The organism is Actinomycetospora sp. (assembly GCF_055612215.1).
On the sequence record NZ_JBVPVA010000538.1, the window covers coordinates 1 to 2,614 of the forward strand.

Genomic DNA, 2,614 nt, shown 5'->3' on the forward strand with positions numbered 1-2,614 from the left:
GCCGAGGAGATCGCCGGGCTCGAGCCGCCGGTGATCGACGAGAAGGGCATCCCGCGGGTCACCTACTGCGAGCCCGAGGTCGCCTCCGTCGGCCTCACCGAGGCGCAGGCCAAGGAGGTCCACGGCGAGGTCAGCACCGTGACCTACGACCTCGCCGGCAACGGCAAGTCGCAGATCCTGCGGACCGCGGGCGCGATCAAGCTGGTCAAGGGCGGCACGGACGACGACGCACCGGTCGTCGGCGTGCACATGATCGGGGCCCGGGTGGGCGAGCTCGTCGGGGAGGCGCAGCTGGTCTACAACTGGGAGGCCCTGCCGATCGACGTGGCGAACCTCGTCCACGCGCACCCTACGCAGAACGAGGCCTTCGGCGAGGCACACCTCGCGCTGGCCGGTAAGCCCCTCCACAGCCACAGCTGACCGACCCACCGGTTCTGCGAAGGAGTTCCGAGCACGATGGCCTACACCGTCCAGATGCCTGCTCTCGGCGAGAGCGTCACCGAGGGCACCATCACCCGGTGGCTGAAGCAGGTGGGTGACCACGTCGAGGTCGACGAGCCGCTGCTGGAGGTCTCGACCGACAAGGTCGACACCGAGATCCCCGCGCCGCAGGCCGGGATCCTCCAGCGGATCGTCGCCGACGAGGACGACACCGTCGAGATCGGCGGGGACCTCGCGGTCATCGGCGACGAGTCCGAGGGCACCGGGGGTGACGACGGGTCCGGCGGGTCGGCCGGGCAGGAGTCGGGCGGCCAGGAGGCCGCGGAGCCCGAGCCCGCGCAGCCCGCGCAGGCCTCGGAACCGGAGCCCGCGCAGCAGCCGTCGCAGCCGGAGCCGGCCGCCGCGTCGTCGTCGGGCGGTGGGTCGTCCGCGGGCGGTTCCTCCGGGGGGTCGGGCACCGAGGTCGAGATGCCGGCCCTGGGCGAGTCCGTCACCGAGGGCACCATCACCCGCTGGCTCAAGCAGGTGGGCGACTCCGTCGAGGTCGACGAGCCGCTGCTCGAGGTCTCGACCGACAAGGTCGACACCGAGATCCCCTCGCCGGTCGCCGGGACGCTGCTCGAGGTCCGCGCGAACGAGGACGACACGGTCGAGGTGGGTGGCGTGCTCGCCGTCGTCGGGAGCGGCAGCCCGTCCGCGGGCGGCGGCTCGTCGTCGGGCGGGGGCGGCGGCGGTGCGCAGCAGCAGGCGGCCGAGCCGGCCCCGTCGCAGCCCGCCCCGACGCAGCCCGAGCCGACGCAGCCCGAGCCGTCGCAGCCCGAGCCGTCGCAGCCGCAGTCCGAGCCGGGCGGCAACTCCGGCACGACCTCCGACGGCGCGATCGCCGCGTCCGGGGCCGACGACTACGTCTCCCACGAGACCGAGGCGCCGGCGGGGCCGAGCGGCCCGGCGAACGCCGGGGCGCTGCAGTCGCAGCAGTCCGGTGGCGCGTCGCGGGAGAACGGGGACGGCGGCGGGTCGGGCTCGTCCGGCCAGGCGCCCTACGTCACCCCGCTCGTGCGCAAGCTCGCCGCCGAGCGCGGCGTCGACCTGTCCTCGGTCAGCGGCACCGGCGTCGGTGGCCGCATCCGCAAGCAGGACGTGGTCAAGGCCGCCGACGAGCAGGACGAGCAGCGGGCCGCGGCCTCGAAGGCCCAGAGCTCGCCGGCGTCGTCGCAGGTGGCCGCGCCCTCGGGCGGTTCCGGCCCGGGCGCGGTGCACGGCGGCGAGGTGCAGCGGCCCTCGGGAGCCGGCGCGGCGATCCCGCAGCCCGACGAGTCGGGCCTGCGCGGCACCACCCAGAAGCTCTCGCGGCGCCGGGCGACCATCGCCAAGCGCATGGTCGAGTCGCTGCAGACCTCGGCGCAGCTGACGACCGTCGTCGAGGCCGACCTGACGCGGATCGCGCGCCTGCGCGACCGGGCCAAGGAGGACTTCGCGCGCCGCGAGGGCGTGAAGCTCTCGTTCCTGCCGTTCATGGCGCTCGCCACCGTCGAGGCGCTCAAGGCCCACCCGGGCGTGAACTCCTCGATCGACACCGAGAAGGGCGAGGTCACCTACCACGGCGCCGAGCACCTCGGGATCGCCGTGGACTCGCCCGCCGGGCTGATCGTGCCGGTCATCCACGACGCCGGGGACCTCAACCTCGGCGGCCTGGCCCGCCGGATCTCCGACGTGGCCGAGCGCACCCGCGCGAACAAGATCGCCCCGGACGAGCTCTCGGGCGGCACGTTCACGATCACGAACACCGGTTCGCGCGGCGCCCTGATCGACACCCCGATCATCAACCAGCCGCAGGTGGCGATCCTCGGCACCGGCGCGGTCGTCAAGAAGCCCGTCGTCGTGACCGACGCGGAGGGCGGCGAGTCGATCGCCATCCGCTCCACGGCCTACCTCTGCCTGTCCTACGACCACCGCATCGTCGACGGGGCGGACGCCGCCCGGTTCCTCGGTTCGGTCAAGGCACGGCTCGAGGCGGGCGCGTTCGAGGCGGACCTCGGCCTGTAGTCGGGCCCGGCCACCCGGCCCCTGATCGACCCAAGGGCCCCCTCGCTCGGGAGAACCGAGCGAGGGGGCCCTTCGCTCGTCCGCCGGTCATGCACCAGGTTCCGGCGAGGGGCGCCCCTCGCTCGTC

At 74.3% G+C, this 2,614-nt stretch carries 1 protein-coding gene and 1 pseudogene; both read left to right on the top strand.

The window, feature by feature from the left end:
* Positions 1 to 420 (top strand): annotated as a pseudogene (locus AC0CYZ_RS15080) (dihydrolipoyl dehydrogenase); the annotation flags it as partial.
* A gap of 36 nt (positions 421 to 456) precedes the next feature.
* Positions 457 to 2,487 (top strand): 2-oxoglutarate dehydrogenase, E2 component, dihydrolipoamide succinyltransferase, encoded by a 2,031-nt coding sequence (gene sucB / locus AC0CYZ_RS15085; RefSeq protein ID WP_472216702.1) that lies wholly within the window; start codon positions 457 to 459, stop codon positions 2,485 to 2,487.
* Positions 2,488 to 2,614: the final 127 nt, after the last annotated feature.